Source organism: Enterobacter sp. N18-03635, assembly GCF_004006055.1.
Taxonomy (GTDB): domain Bacteria; phylum Pseudomonadota; class Gammaproteobacteria; order Enterobacterales; family Enterobacteriaceae; genus Enterobacter; species Enterobacter vonholyi.
The window spans coordinates 4,066,930-4,081,503 of sequence record NZ_CP034769.1; the positions used below are offsets into that span (position 1 = coordinate 4,066,930).

11 protein-coding genes are annotated in these 14,574 nt (G+C 56.1%); 5 read left to right on the forward strand and 6 right to left on the reverse strand.

All coding sequences use genetic code 11. From position 1 onward, the window contains the following. Positions 1-619: 619 nt before the first annotated feature. Both gltB and gltD read left to right on the forward strand, forming a co-directional pair. Positions 620-5,080, forward strand: a complete 4,461-nt coding sequence (gltB, locus tag ELK40_RS20240; protein ID WP_127732422.1) for a glutamate synthase large subunit — start codon at positions 620-622, stop codon at positions 5,078-5,080. Positions 5,081-5,089: 9 nt separating this feature from the next. Then, complete coding sequence (gene gltD, locus ELK40_RS20245; protein WP_023309377.1) at positions 5,090-6,508, forward strand: glutamate synthase subunit GltD; 1,419 nt, start codon at positions 5,090-5,092, stop codon at positions 6,506-6,508. Between the two features lie 28 nt (positions 6,509-6,536). Here gltD and sspB read toward each other — a convergent pair whose 3' ends face one another. The 5 genes from sspB to zapE form a co-directional block, all read right to left on the reverse strand. After that, positions 6,537-7,034, reverse strand: a complete 498-nt coding sequence (gene sspB / locus ELK40_RS20250; protein ID WP_115876392.1) for a ClpXP protease specificity-enhancing factor — start codon at positions 7,032-7,034, stop codon at positions 6,537-6,539. A gap of 5 nt (positions 7,035-7,039) precedes the next feature. Continuing rightward, positions 7,040-7,678 (reverse strand): stringent starvation protein SspA, encoded by a 639-nt coding sequence (gene sspA, locus ELK40_RS20255; RefSeq protein ID WP_014885418.1) that lies wholly within the window; start codon positions 7,676-7,678, stop codon positions 7,040-7,042. 308 nt (positions 7,679-7,986) lie between these two features. After that, positions 7,987-8,379: a 30S ribosomal protein S9 gene (gene rpsI, locus ELK40_RS20265; RefSeq protein ID WP_003860436.1), complete on the reverse strand. Its 393-nt coding sequence runs from the start codon at positions 8,377-8,379 to the stop codon at positions 7,987-7,989. A 15-nt stretch (positions 8,380-8,394) separates the two neighbouring features. Beyond that, positions 8,395-8,823, reverse strand: a complete 429-nt coding sequence (rplM, locus tag ELK40_RS20270; protein WP_003860434.1) for a 50S ribosomal protein L13 — start codon at positions 8,821-8,823, stop codon at positions 8,395-8,397. 302 nt (positions 8,824-9,125) lie between these two features. Further along, positions 9,126-10,250: a cell division protein ZapE gene (gene zapE, locus ELK40_RS20275; RefSeq protein WP_127732424.1), complete on the reverse strand. Its 1,125-nt coding sequence runs from the start codon at positions 10,248-10,250 to the stop codon at positions 9,126-9,128. Positions 10,251-10,439: 189 nt separating this feature from the next. Here zapE and zapG point away from each other — a divergent pair, with 189 nt between their 5' ends. The 3 genes from zapG to degS all read left to right on the forward strand — a co-directional run bounded on the left by zapG (position 10,440) and on the right by degS (position 13,536). Continuing rightward, on the forward strand, positions 10,440-10,838 hold the full coding sequence (zapG, locus tag ELK40_RS20280; RefSeq protein WP_008502832.1) for a Z-ring associated protein ZapG: 399 nt from the start codon (positions 10,440-10,442) through the stop codon (positions 10,836-10,838). A 171-nt stretch (positions 10,839-11,009) separates the two neighbouring features. After that, complete coding sequence (degQ, locus tag ELK40_RS20285) at positions 11,010-12,377, forward strand: serine endoprotease DegQ (protein ID WP_115876365.1); 1,368 nt, start codon at positions 11,010-11,012, stop codon at positions 12,375-12,377. A gap of 91 nt (positions 12,378-12,468) precedes the next feature. Then, a complete protein-coding gene (degS, locus tag ELK40_RS20290; protein ID WP_111964987.1) occupies positions 12,469-13,536 on the forward strand; it encodes an outer membrane-stress sensor serine endopeptidase DegS in 1,068 nt (355 codons plus the stop codon). Positions 13,537-13,591: 55 nt separating this feature from the next. Here the strand turns inward: degS and mdh are convergent, their stop codons facing one another. Then, a complete protein-coding gene (gene mdh, locus ELK40_RS20295; protein WP_008502835.1) occupies positions 13,592-14,530 on the reverse strand; it encodes a malate dehydrogenase in 939 nt (312 codons plus the stop codon). Between the last annotated feature and the right edge of the window lie 44 nt (positions 14,531-14,574).

Here is a 14,574-nt window from a genome sequence, read left to right on the forward strand (position 1 = left end):
GGATCAATCGCCCTGGACGGCCTTTATCCATATGAATAAATACTCACGATTACTGCAATTTCATTCACGCCGCCTGTGATTACTTTTCCTTATGTTCTGATTGTTTTTTTCATTTATAGCGCCACCACTGAAAAACAGTGGGTTTATGCGGGTTTGCATCCATTGCCAGATTATTGTTCTGCTATAAAACCGCTATTCAGCACGCTACATTGATAATACCGCTTTCATATAGTGAGTCAGATCACACTCCGCTGCTCGCTCTCAGGTCATTCAATCAATGTAAAAATAGTTAAATACACTTAAAATACAAAAACATAGACTATCTTTAGCACATTTTTGTATAAATAAGATTGCCATTTGACCTGTGTACCAATTCCCGATAAGTTGGAAATCCGCTGGAAGCTTTCTGGATGAGCGGCCTGCTCATCATATTTATGCAGTAATTGAGATTCCCTCTGAAGCAAGTCCTCAAACTTGTTTACCTGCGCGAAAGGATGAAAAAGAGGGCGAATGCGAGGTCCGCGTATGAAACGCAAACCCCGTCGCCATGCTCTTTCTGTGCCTGTGCGCCACGGTAAAGTTCAGTGGGAGCCCGACGAGCCTGGGGAGGTTCACTGATATGTTGTACGATAAATCCCTTGAGAAGGATAACTGTGGTTTCGGCCTGATCGCCCACATAGAAGGCGAACCTAGCCACAAGGTAGTGCGTACTGCTATTCACGCACTGGCCCGTATGCAGCACCGTGGAGCCATCCTTGCCGATGGTAAAACCGGCGACGGTTGCGGCCTGCTGCTGCAAAAACCGGATCGTTTCTTCCGCATCGTGGCGGAAGAGCGCGGCTGGCGTTTAGCCAAAAACTACGCTGTCGGCATGCTGTTCCTGAATCAGGATCCTGAAAAGGCTGCCGCTTCACGCCGCATCGTCGAAGAAGAACTTCAGCGTGAAACCCTGTCGATTGTCGGCTGGCGCGATGTGCCAACCAACGAAGGGGTGCTCGGTGAAATCGCCCTCTCCTCGCTGCCTCGTATTGAACAGATTTTCGTCAACGCGCCTGCGGGCTGGCGTCCACGTGATATGGAACGCCGTCTGTTTATCGCCCGCCGCCGCATTGAAAAACGTCTCCAGGACGATAAAGAGTTCTACGTCTGTAGCCTCTCTAACCTGGTGAACATCTATAAAGGTCTGTGTATGCCGGCTGACCTGCCGCGCTTCTACCTGGACCTGGCGGACCTGCGTCTGGAATCGGCCATTTGCCTGTTCCACCAGCGCTTCTCCACCAACACCGTTCCACGCTGGCCGCTGGCTCAACCGTTCCGCTACCTGGCGCACAACGGCGAGATCAACACCATCACCGGTAACCGCCAGTGGGCCCGTGCCCGTACCTATAAGTTCCAGACGCCACTGATCCCTGACCTGCACGATGCCGCGCCGTTCGTGAACGAAACCGGCTCGGACTCCAGCTCGATGGATAATATGCTGGAACTGCTGCTGGCGGGCGGGATGGATATCGTGCGCGCCATGCGTCTGCTCGTGCCGCCGGCCTGGCAGAACAACCCGGATATGGATCCTGAGCTGCGCGCGTTCTTCGACTTCAACTCCATGCACATGGAGCCGTGGGACGGCCCAGCGGGCATCGTTATGTCCGACGGCCGTTTTGCTGCCTGTAACCTGGACCGTAACGGTCTGCGTCCGGCGCGCTACGTTATCACCAAAGACAAGCTCATCACCTGCGCCTCTGAAGTCGGCATCTGGGATTACCAGCCTGACGAAGTGGTCGAGAAAGGCCGCGTTGGTCCGGGCGAGCTGATGGTTATCGACACCCGCGGTGGGCGCATCCTGCACTCCGCCGAAACCGACAACGATCTGAAGAGCCGCCACCCGTACAAAGAGTGGATGGAGAAGAACGTGCGTCGCCTGGTGCCGTTCGAAGATCTTACGGACGAAGAAGTGGGCAGCCGCGAGCTGGACGACGATACTCTCGCGAGCTACCAGAAGCAGTTTAACTACAGCGCGGAAGAGCTGGACTCTGTCATCCGCGTGCTCGGTGAAAACGGCCAGGAAGCGGTCGGCTCGATGGGTGACGATACCCCGTTTGCCGTGCTCTCCAGCCAGCCGCGCATCATTTACGACTACTTCCGCCAGCAGTTCGCGCAGGTGACCAACCCGCCAATCGATCCGCTGCGTGAAGCGCACGTGATGTCGTTGGCCACCAGCATCGGTCGTGAGATGAACGTCTTTTGCGAGGCCGAAGGCCAGGCGCATCGTCTGACCTTTAAATCGCCGATCCTGCTGTATTCAGATTTCAAACAGCTCACCACCATGAAAGAGGAGCACTACCGCGCCGACACGCTCGACATTACCTTCGACGTGAACGAAGCGAGCCTTGAAGAGACGGTGAATGCGCTGTGTGACAAAGCCGAACAGATGGTGCGTAACGGCACCGTGCTGCTGGTGTTGTCCGACCGTAATATCGCGAAAAACCGTCTGCCTGTACCTGCCCCGATGGCGGTCGGCGCTATCCAGACGCGTTTGGTCGATAAGAGCCTGCGCTGCGACGCGAACATCATTGTTGAAACCGCAAGCGCCCGCGACCCGCATCACTTTGCCGTGCTGTTGGGCTTCGGCGCGACGGCGATCTACCCGTACCTGGCCTACGAAACGCTGGCCCGTCTGGTGGATACCCGCGCGATCGACAAAGATTACCGCGCGGTGATGCTGAACTACCGTAACGGCATCAACAAAGGTCTGTACAAGATCATGTCCAAAATGGGCATCTCGACCATTGCCTCCTACCGCTGTTCTAAGCTGTTTGAAGCGGTCGGCCTGCATGACGAGGTTGCCAACCTCTGCTTCCAGGGCGTGGTCAGCCGCATCGGCGGCGCCGGTTTTGCGGACTTCCAGCAGGATCTGGTGAACCTGTCCAAGCGCGCCTGGCTGGCACGTAAGCCGCTGGTTCAGGGCGGTCTGCTGAAATACGTTCACGGTGGCGAATACCACGCCTATAACCCGGACGTGGTGCGCACGCTGCAGCAGGCGGTTCAGAGCGGTGAATACAGCGATTATCAGCAGTACGCTGAGCTGGTGAATAACCGTCCGGCGGCGACGCTGCGCGACCTTATTGCCCTCAATCCGGGCGATGAAGCGGTCAGCATTGACGAAGTTGAACCGGCATCGGAACTGTTCAAACGCTTCGATACCGCGGCGATGTCCATCGGCGCGCTGAGCCCGGAAGCCCACGAAGCGCTGGCGGAAGCCATGAACAGCATCGGCGGCAACTCCAACTCCGGCGAAGGCGGTGAAGACCCTGCGCGTTACGGCACCAACAAAGTGTCCCGTATCAAGCAGGTGGCATCCGGTCGCTTTGGCGTAACGCCTGCGTACCTGGTCAACGCCGACGTGATTCAGATTAAAGTTGCTCAGGGTGCTAAACCGGGCGAAGGCGGTCAGCTGCCGGGTGATAAAGTCACCCCGTACATCGCCAAACTGCGCTATTCCGTGCCGGGCGTGACGCTGATCTCCCCGCCGCCGCACCACGATATCTACTCTATCGAGGACCTGGCGCAGCTTATTTTCGACCTGAAACAGGTCAACCCGAAGGCGATGATCTCCGTGAAGCTGGTTTCCGAACCGGGCGTTGGCACCATCGCGACCGGCGTGGCGAAGGCCTATGCGGATCTCATCACCATTGCCGGTTATGACGGCGGTACCGGCGCAAGCCCGCTCTCCTCCGTGAAATATGCGGGCTGTCCGTGGGAGCTTGGCCTGGTGGAAACCCAGCAGGCGCTGGTGGCTAACGGTCTGCGTCATAAGATCCGTCTGCAGGTGGATGGCGGTCTGAAAACTGGCCTCGACATCATCAAGGCGGCGATCCTCGGTGCGGAAAGCTTCGGTTTCGGTACGGGTCCAATGGTCGCGCTGGGCTGTAAATACCTGCGTATTTGCCACCTGAACAACTGCGCAACCGGCGTTGCAACCCAGGACGAGAAGCTGCGTAAGAACCACTATCACGGCCTGCCGTTCAAAGTGACCAACTACTTTGAGTTCATCGCCCGCGAAACTCGCGAGCTGATGGCCCAGCTGGGCGTTAAACGTCTGGTGGACCTGATTGGCCGTACCGACCTGCTGAAAGAGCTGGAAGGCTTCACCGCCAAGCAGCAAAAGCTGGAGCTGTCTAAGCTGCTGGAAACCGCGCAGCCGCATCCTGGCAAAGCGGTCTACTGCACCGAGAACAACCCGCCGTTTGATAACGGCGTGCTGAACGCACAGCTGCTGCAGCAGGCGAAGCCGTACGTGGACGACAAGCAGAGCAAAACGTTCTGGTTTGATATCCGTAACACCGACCGTTCCGTGGGTGCATCGCTCTCCGGCTACATCGCGCAGACGCACGGTGACCAGGGGCTGGCGTCGGATCCGATTACCGCGCACTTCAGCGGTACCGCGGGTCAGAGCTTCGGCGTGTGGAACGCAGGTGGTGTTGAGCTGTACCTGACCGGCGATGCCAACGACTACGTCGGTAAAGGCATGGCGGGCGGTCTGCTGGCGGTGCGTCCTCCGGTCGGCTCAGCCTTCCGCAGCCATGAGGCCAGCATCATCGGTAACACCTGCCTGTACGGCGCGACCGGCGGTCGTCTGTTTGCAGCAGGCCGTGCGGGCGAGCGTTTTGCGGTGCGTAACTCCGGTGCCATCACCGTGGTGGAAGGCATTGGCGATAACGGTTGTGAATACATGACGGGCGGGATTGTTTGCGTTCTGGGTAAAACCGGCGTGAACTTCGGCGCAGGCATGACGGGCGGTTTTGCCTACGTCCTGGATGAAGACGGTGAGTTCCGCAAACGCGTGAACCCGGAGCTGGTAGAAGTGCTGGACGTTGACACGCTGGCCATTCACGAAGAACACCTGCGCGGTTTAATTACCGAACACGTGCAGCATACCGGTTCTTCGCGCGGCGAAGAGATCCTGGCGAACTGGCCGGCGTTCTCTGCGAAATTCGCGCTGGTTAAGCCGAAGTCCAGCGATGTTAAAGCCCTATTGGGTCACCGTAGTCGTAGCGCAGCAGAGCTGCGCGTGCAGGCGCAGTAAGGAATTCAGATGAGCCAGAACGTATACCAGTTTATCGACCTGCAGCGTGTTGATCCGCCAAAGAAACCGCTGAAGATCCGCAAAATTGAATTTGTTGAAATCTACGAGCCGTTTTCAGAAGGCCAGGCCAAAGCACAGGCAGACCGCTGCCTGTCCTGCGGTAACCCTTACTGCGAATGGAAATGTCCGGTACACAACTACATCCCGAACTGGCTGAAGCTGGCCAATGAAGGGCGTATTTTTGAAGCCGCCGAGCTGTCTCACCAGACCAACACCCTGCCGGAAGTGTGCGGCCGCGTGTGTCCTCAGGACCGTCTGTGCGAAGGCTCCTGTACGCTGAACGACGAGTTCGGTGCGGTGACCATCGGCAACATCGAGCGCTATATCAACGATAAAGCGTTCGAGATGGGCTGGCGTCCGGACATGACCGGCGTGAAGCAAACCGACAAGCGCGTGGCGATCATCGGCGCGGGCCCGGCGGGCCTGGCCTGTGCGGACGTGCTGACCCGCAACGGCGTGAAGGCGGTGGTCTTTGACCGTCATCCGGAAATCGGCGGCCTGCTGACCTTCGGTATCCCGGCCTTCAAGCTGGAAAAAGAGGTCATGACCCGTCGCCGGGAAATCTTCACCGGCATGGGCATTGAGTTCAAACTGAACGTGGAAGTGGGCCGCGACGTGCAGCTCGACGACCTGCTGAAGGATTACGACGCCGTATTCCTGGGCGTGGGCACGTATCAGTCCATGCGCGGTGGTCTGGAAAACGAAGACGCGCCGGGCGTTTATGATGCCCTGCCGTTCCTGATTGCCAACACCAAGCAGATCATGGGCTATGGCGAAACCGCCGATGAGCCGTTCGTCAGCATGGAAGGCAAACGCGTGGTGGTGCTGGGCGGCGGTGATACCGCGATGGACTGCGTGCGTACCTCCATTCGTCAGAATGCGGCACACGTGATCTGCGCCTACCGTCGTGACGAAGAGAACATGCCGGGCTCTAAGCGCGAAGTGAAAAACGCGCGTGAAGAGGGCGTGGAGTTCCAGTTCAACATCCAGCCTCTGGGTATTGAAGTGAATGCCAACGGCAAAGTGAGCGGCGTGAAGATGGCGCGTACCGAGATGGGCGCACCGGATGCGAAAGGCCGTCGTCGCGCCGAGATCGTTGCCGGTTCTGAACACGTGATCCCGGCCGATGCCGTGGTGATGGCGTTTGGTTTCCGCCCTCATAGCATGGAGTGGCTGGCGAAGCACAGCGTTGAGCTGGATTCGCAGGGCCGCGTAATCGCGCCAGAAGGCAGCGATAATGCGTTCCAGACCAGCAACCCGAAAATCTTCGCCGGTGGCGATATCGTTCGCGGTTCAGACCTGGTGGTGACGGCGATTGCCGAAGGCCGCAAGGCGGCTGACGGGATCCTGAACTACCTGGAAGTGTAAAAAAACAGGCCCGATTGGGCCTGTTTTTTTATTTCACGACGCGAAGAGCCGGACGACCACCGCGCGGAGGCGGATCGTCATCAGGGTCATTGTCATCGTGATGATCGGGTTTATCGCCATCGATAAGTGACATCACCGTGTCGCTTTCGCGCTCATCAGATGCATTCTCATCATTCAGGCTGGCAACCTCTTCATCATACGCCGCTTCCGGCTCGAACATAGTTCCCGCACCGTTTTCACGGGCGTAGATGGCCAGCACGGCTGCCAGCGGCACGGAAACCTGACGCGGCACGCCGCCGAAACGCGCGTTGAAGCGCACTTCATCGTTCGCCAGCTCCAGGTTACCCACCGCGCGCGGGGCGATGTTCAGTACGATCTGCCCGTCACGTGCGTATTCCATTGGAACCAGCACGCCCGGCAACGTCACATCCACAACCAGGTGCGGCGTGAGCTGGTTATCCAGCAGCCATTCATAGAAGGCGCGCAGCAGATAAGGACGGCGTGGGGTAAGTTGTGACATTTCCACAGTCATTAGCCTCGGCCGAGACGCATTTCACGTTCCGGTTCAGTTAAGGATGCCAGGAAAGAGTCGCGCTCAAAGACGCGAGTCATGTAGCCCTTCAGCTCTTTCGCGCCAGGACCGCTGAACTCTACGCCCAGGGTCGGCAGACGCCACAGCAGCGGTGCCAGGTAGCAATCCACCAGGCTGAACTCATCGCTCAGGAAGAACGGTTTCTGACCAAACACCGGGGCGATTGCAAGCAGCTCTTCACGCAGTTGCTTACGCGCAGCGTCAGCTTCAGAAGCGGAACCGCTGGTAATCACGTTCATCAGCGAGTACCAGTCTTTTTCGATACGCTGCATGTACAGGCGGCTTTCACCACGCGCGACAGGGTAAACAGGCATCAGCGGCGGATGCGGGAAACGCTCATCCAGATATTCCATAATGATACGGGATTCCCACAGGGTCAGCTCGCGATCCACCAGCGTCGGTACGCTTTGGCTCGGGTTGAGATCGATCAGATCCTGAGGCGGGTTATCCTTTTCCACATGCTCGATCTCAAAACTGACACCCTTCTCGGCCAGCACGATACGAACCTGATGGCTATAAATGTCAGTAGGACCAGAAAACAGCGTCATTACCGAACGTTTGTTGGCAGCGACAGCCATGAAAACCTCCAGGTATATTCAGAATTTTTACTGCTACCAGCCCAACAGGGGCCAGCCAGATGTTGTATCGCCCATCCCAGAGAAAACACATTGTTCAAGAATCGAACAAAAATCGAGTATTCACCGATATTTGGGCAGAAAATTGGATGATAGTTTACCAGATTTTGATGGCTTTGTGGTGAGGGGATTCTGGAAATGTGGAAAAAGAGAAGATATATGCATGGATATTGTGGATAACCTGCGCATTATCCATAAAAAAACCCGCCGAAGCGGGTTTTTCGCCAATCGTTCTGCGTAAGCAGAATGGATTAACGTTTGGAGAACTGTGGACGACGACGTGCTTTACGCAGACCCACTTTCTTACGTTCAACCTGACGCGCGTCACGAGTAACGAAGCCAGCTTTACGCAGTTCAGAACGCAGGGATTCGTCGTACTCCATCAGAGCGCGGGTGATACCGTGACGGATCGCACCTGCCTGACCGGAGATACCACCACCTTTAACGGTGATGTACAGATCCAGTTTTTCTACCATGTCAACCAGTTCCAGCGGCTGGCGAACTACCATGCGGGCAGTTTCGCGACCGAAGTATTGTTCCAGAGAACGCTGGTTGATTACGATTTTACCACTGCCCGGTTTGATGAAAACGCGAGCTGCGGAACTTTTGCGGCGACCAGTGCCGTAGTATTGATTTTCAGCCATTGCCTATAATCCCGATTAGATGTCAAGAACTTGCGGTTGCTGTGCCGCGTGGTTGTGCTCGTTGCCTGCGTAAACTTTCAGTTTACGGAACATAGCACGACCCAGCGGGCCTTTTGGCAGCATGCCTTTAACCGCGATTTCAATCACACGCTCAGGACGGCGGGCAATCATCTCTTCAAAGGTCGCTTCTTTGATACCACCGATGTGGCCGGTGTGGTGGTAGTACATTTTGTCAGTACGCTTGTTGCCGGTTACAGCAACTTTATCAGCGTTCAGAACGATGATGTAATCACCGGTATCAACGTGCGGAGTGTATTCCGCTTTATGCTTACCGCGCAGGCGACGAGCCAGTTCAGTAGCCAGACGGCCCAGAGTTTTACCGGTCGCGTCAACAACATACCAGTCGCGCTGTACGGTTTCTGGTTTAGCTGTAAAAGTTTTCATTAAAAGCTTACCCAAATAATAAGTTACACGTTGGTGAACACCCAAACGTTTAGTCAGTTGAGGTTCACACGACAAAGTCCGGCAAACCTACCCCTTCGAATAGCACATGCCGACACATAGAAAGTTTCGGGAAAAAAACCTTCTCGTAACGTGGGGTCGCAAGATTATAGAGAAGTTGAGGTCAAAGATCGACCCTTAAATGTGATTTGGAATGGGTTTTTCGGGGCCACGGAAAATGCCGGGTGGCGGCTGCGCCTTACCCGGCCTACAAGGATCCCTTCTCAGGGAGAGGGTGGTATTTATTACGGCATATGCTCCAGCTTCAGGTACTCCTCGCTCTGCATCTCCTGCAGGCGAGACAAGCAGCGCTGGAACTCAAACTTCAGCCGCTCTCCCTGGTAAATCTCATATAAAGGTACCTCGGCGCTGACCACCAGCTTGACGTGGCGCTCATAAAACTCGTCCACCAGCGCAATGAAGCGTCGCGCCTCGCTCTCCATCAGCCGCGTCATCACCGGCACATCCAGCACCATCACGGTGTGGAACAGACGTGAAAGCGCAATGTAGTCGTGCTGGCTACGGGCATCCACGCAAAGCGTCGTAAAGGAGACCGCCAGCGTTTGGTTTTCGACGCCAAGGGTGGGGAGCGGGCGATGGTTAATCTCGAGTTCCGGGGCGTGCTCGCGCTTTGCTCCCGCCAGCGCCAGCCAAAGTTTATCCATCTCGCGGGTGGTATCGGCATTTAGCGGCGAAAGCCACAGGTGCGCCTGGGTCAGCGTGCGCAGACGATAATCGACACCGGCATCGACGTTCATAATGTCACAATGCTGTCTGATAGCGTCAATGGCGGGCAGGAAGCGTGCCCGCTGCAGGCCGTTGCGGTACAGATCGTCCGGCGGGATATTCGACGTGGCCACCAGCGTAATCCCGCGGGCAAATAGCGCCTTCATCAGGCCGCCTAACAGCATGGCATCGGTGATGTCAGACACAAAAAACTCATCGAAGCAGAGTACGTCCGTTTCCGCCTTGAACCGGTCGGCCACAATCTCCAGCGGATCGCTTTTACCCTGCAGCGCAGTCAGCTCTTCATGCACCCGCAGCATAAAGCGGTGGAAGTGCAGACGCTGTTTACGTGTACCTGGCAGGCTCTGGTAGAACATGTCCATCAGCCAGGTTTTTCCGCGACCGACCCCGCCCCACATGTATAAACCGCGCGCCGGCGCGTGAGCCTGTGGCGCTTTTTTACCGAGCAACCGCCCAAACGCCGCCTTTAGCCCGCCATTCTGTTCGGTTTCAGCGGGTTTTGCCGTGAGCTCCTGGTAAATCATCTCCAGACGGTTTACCGCCTCACGTTGAACGTCGTCAGGCTGATGAGTGCCCTCGTTAAGGGCCAGTTGATATCGCGATGCAGGGGACAGGTTTTGCATAATCTTATTGTTATTCCTTCAATTAACGCTCATCAGCAGACGTGACTGATGAAAAAAAGGCCGTTCTACACTACGCGATGATACGTCAGGATTCCACTTCTGCAGAAATAGCGGTTATAGTGGCATTATCAGGCACAGGCAGGAGCCGAGCCAACACCCTACGGAACAACAAGACAACGGGAGAAGTTCATGACCTGGGAATATGCGCTAATCGGTTTAGTCGTCGGCATCGTCATCGGTGCTGTGGCCATGCGTTTCGGTAATCGCAAATTGCGTCAGCAGCAGTCACTGCAGTACGAACTGGAAAAGAACAAAGCCGAGCTGGAAGAGTATCGTGAAGAGCTGGTCAGCCATTTTGCCCGCAGCGCCGAGCTGCTGGACAACATGGCGACCGACTATCGTCAGCTGTATCAACATATGGCAAAAAGCTCCAGCAGCCTGCTGCCGGAAATGACCGCTGAAACCAACCCATTCCGCAACCGTCTGGCTGACTCTGAGGCCGGTAACGATCAGGCGCCCGTTCAGATGCCTCGCGACTACTCCGATGGCGCGTCCGGCCTGCTGCGCGGTGGTGTAAAACGCGATTAAGCACACAACCTGAATTTATTTTACGGGCGCAGCGATTGCGCCCGTCCTTTCTTCATGACCCCAGCTATCATTTAGTTAAACACCTCATTGTTCAGCGGTTTAAAATTCAATAACATCAACGTGTTTTTGGGGCCGTTTTTCCTTTATTCCAGGTTACGAGAGTCAACATCGATGAAGAAAAAAAACCAGCTGTTGAGCGCTATCGCGTTAAGTGTCGGGTTATCTCTCTCGGCGTCCGTCCCTGTATTCGCTGCTCTCCCCTCCCAGGTGCCTGGCCAGGCGGCCATTCCAAGCCTCGCGCCCATGCTGGAAAAAGTGTTGCCTGCGGTCGTCAGCGTTCAGGTTGAAGGCACGGCGGTACAAAGCCAACGCGTCCCTGAAGAACTGAAAAAATATTTTGGCGATGAGTCTCCCGACCAGCAGGCGCAGCCTTTTGAAGGCCTGGGCTCTGGCGTCATTATTGATGCAGCTAAAGGCTATATTCTGACTAACAACCACGTCATCAGCCAGGCCGATAAAATAAGCGTCCAGCTAAACGATGGCCGCGAATTTGATGCCAAACTGATTGGCGGCGATGACCAGAGCGACATCGCGCTGCTGCAGGTGCAAAACCCGAGCAATCTGACCCAGATTGCCATCGCGGATTCTGACAAACTGCGCGTCGGCGACTTTGCGGTCGCCGTGGGCAATCCCTTTGGCTTAGGGCAAACCGCCACCTCCGGGATCGTCTCCGCGCTGGGGCGTAGCGGCCTGAATCTGGAGGGGCTGGAAAACTTTATCCAGACCGACGCCTCAATCAACCGTGGAAACTCCGGCGGGGCATTGCTCAACCTTAGCGGCGAGCTGATTGGGATTAACACGGCGATTCTGGCCCCGGGCGGCGGCAGCATCGGGATCGGTTTTGCTATCCCCAGCAATATGGCCAAAACCCTGGCGCAGCAGCTGATCCAGTTCGGTGAAATCAAACGCGGGCTGCTGGGGATTAAAGGTATGGAGATGAGCGCTGATATCGCAAAAGCGTTCAACATCAATGTACAGCGCGGGGCGTTTGTCAGTGAAGTGCTGCCAAACTCCGGTTCCGCAAAAGCGGGCGTGAAATCGGGGGATGTGATCGTCAGCCTGAACGACAAACCGCTGAACAGCTTTGCAGAACTGCGTTCGCGGATTGCCACAACCGAACCTGGCGCCAAAGTGAAGCTGGGCCTGATACGTGACGGTAAGCCGCTTGACGTTGAAGTGACGCTGGATAAGAGCACCTCTTCCTCGGCCAGCGCGGAGCTTATTGCCCCGGCGCTGCAAGGGGCTACGTTGAGCGACGGGCAGCTGAAAGACGGTACGAAAGGCATTAGCATCGACACCGTCGAGAAGAGCAGCCCTGCCGCGCAGGCCGGATTGCATCAGGATGACGTGATCATCGGTGTAAACCGCAATCGCGTGCAGTCTATTGCCGAACTGCGCAAAGTGCTGGAAAGCAAACCGGCGGTTATTGCCCTGCAGGTCATGCGCGGCAATGAGTCCATCTATATTCTGTTGCGCTAAGCATTTGCGATCCGGACATCACCGCTGCATGTGATGTCCGGATAACTCATGTTATGCTGCAAATCGTTCCTTTTTTAACGAAACGCGCATCATGCTTTCAAAGCTCTTACGTTCTATTGTCATCGGTTTGATTGTCGCTGGCCTGCTGCTGCTGGCGCTGCCGTCTTTACGTCAGTTCAATAAACTGTCTGCTCCCCAGTTTGATAGCACGGATGAAACGCCGGCCACCTATAACCAGGCCGTACGCCGAGCCGCCCCCGCCGTAGTTAACGTCTATAACCGTGGCCTGAATAGCTCAGCCCACAACCAGCTGGAGATCCGCACCCTCGGCTCCGGCGTGATCATGGACGAGCGCGGCTACATTATTACTAACAAGCACGTGATAAACGATGCTGACCAGATCATCGTCGCCCTGCAGGATGGCCGCGTGTTTGAGGCATTACTCGTTGGGTCTGACAGCCTGACCGATCTGGCCGTCCTGAAGATTAACGCCACGGGGGGTTTGCCGGTCATCCCGATCAACCGTAAACGTACCCCGCATATTGGTGACGTCGTCCTGGCGATTGGTAACCCTTACAACCTGGGCCAGACCATCACCCAGGGGATTATCAGCGCGACCGGTCGTATCGGCCTCAACCCATCCGGACGGCAGAATTTCCTGCAAACCGATGCCTCCATCAACCACGGTAACTCCGGCGGTGCGCTGGTCAACTCGCTGGGCGAACTGATGGGCATCAACACCCTCTCGTTCGACAAGAGCAACGACGGTGAGACGCCGGAAGGGATCGGCTTTGCCATTCCGTTCCAGCTGGCGACCAAAATTATGGATAAGCTGATCCGCGACGGACGCGTGATCCGCGGTTATATCGGTATCGGCGGGCGCGAAATTGCGCCGATGCATACCCAAGGCGGCGGTATCGATCAGATCCAGGGCATCGTGGTTAACGAGGTGGCGCCAGGTGGTCCGGCGGCCAACGCGGGAATTCAGGTAAACGATGTGATTGTGTCGGTCAACGGCACGCCGGCGGTCTCTGCGCTGGAGACGATGGATCAGGTGGCGGAAATTCGCCCGGGTTCTATCATCCCTGTTGAGGTCATGCGCAACGATAAGAAACTGACGCTGCACGTAACGATTCAGGAATACCCGGCAACGAACTGACAGGCATAAAAAACGGAGCGATAAGCTCCGTTTTTTTGCCGGGAGACGGTTCGTATTACTTGTTAACGAACTCTTCGCCCAGGGTGATATCTTTCTTCAGCGTATCCAGCATGCCTTCCATCGCGTGTTGTTCAAACGCGCTCAGGGTACCAATGGATTTACGCTCTTCGATACCATTTTTACCCAGCAGCAGCGGCTGAGAGAAGAAGCGAGCGTGTTCGCCATCGCCTTCAACGTAAGCGCATTCAACAACGCCTTTCTCGCCCTGCAGAGCGCGAACCAGTGACAGACCGAAACGTGCAGCCGCCTGGCCCATAGACAGGGTTGCAGAACCGCCACCCGCCTTCGCTTCCACCACTTCGGTGCCCGCGTTCTGGATGCGTTTAGTCAGGTCAGCCACTTCCTGCTCGGTGAAGCTCACGCCTGGGATCTGCGACAGCAGAGGCAGGATGGTGACGCCAGAGTGACCGCCGATGACCGGAACTTCCACTTCTGTTGGCTGTTTGCCTTTCAGCTCAGCAACAAAGGTGTTGGAACGGATGATATCCAGCGTGGTTACGCCGAACAGTTTGTTTTTGTCGTAAACACCTGCTTTCTTCAGCACTTCTGCCGCGATAGCAACGGTGGTGTTCACCGGGTTAGTGATGATACCGATGCATGCTTTCGGGCACACTTCAGCAATCTGCTGCACCAGGTTTTTCACGATGCCCGCGTTGACGTTGAACAGGTCTGAACGATCCATGCCCGGCTTACGCGCCACGCCTGCAGAAATCAGCACCACGTCGGCACCCTGCAGTGCAGGACGTGCATCTTCACCGGAGAAGCCTTTGATTTTTACAGCAGTAGGGATGTGGCTCAGGTCAACCGCTACGCCTGGGGTTACCGGAGCAATATCGTACAGGGAGAGTTCTGAGCCTGAAGGCAGTTGGGTTTTCAGTAGTAGGGCAAGCGCCTGGCCGATACCACCAGCAGCGCCGAGGACTGCGACTTTCATCCTAAACTCCTTATTATGGTTAACTTAAGTATCTGTAAATCCGT